This window comes from Paenibacillus sp. GbtcB18 (assembly GCF_019091125.1).
In the GTDB taxonomy this organism is placed as follows: domain Bacteria; phylum Bacillota; class Bacilli; order Paenibacillales; family NBRC-103111; genus Paenibacillus_F; species Paenibacillus_F chitinolyticus.
On the sequence record NZ_JAGXJX010000971.1, the window covers coordinates 1 to 231 of the forward strand.

A 231-nucleotide genomic window follows, 5' to 3' on the forward strand; every position below is an offset into this window, starting at 1 on the left:
ACGTCCCGCTTCGGCAGCCCCCGGTCGGAGGCGGTCTTTTTGATCGGTTCCTTCTTGCTCAGCCCCTGTTCCAGGTAAGGGGCGGCATGCCCCTCCAGTGAAAGCTCCTTCCACCAGGGGGTTTCCCCCCCCCCCGTTTCGGCGGGGCTCCGCCCCCCTACGGGGCCGGCGAACCCCCCCTCCGGGGGGGCCCCCCCGGGGGGGCCCACGCCCCCCCGGCTCCGCCCCCCC

The 231-nt window shown here is 75.3% G+C and carries 1 pseudogene; it reads right to left on the reverse strand.

What is annotated here, in order from left to right:
* Window positions 1-209: pseudogene (locus KVT34_RS31435) on the reverse strand (16S rRNA (cytidine(1402)-2'-O)-methyltransferase); the annotation flags it as partial.
* Window positions 210-231: the final 22 nt, after the last annotated feature.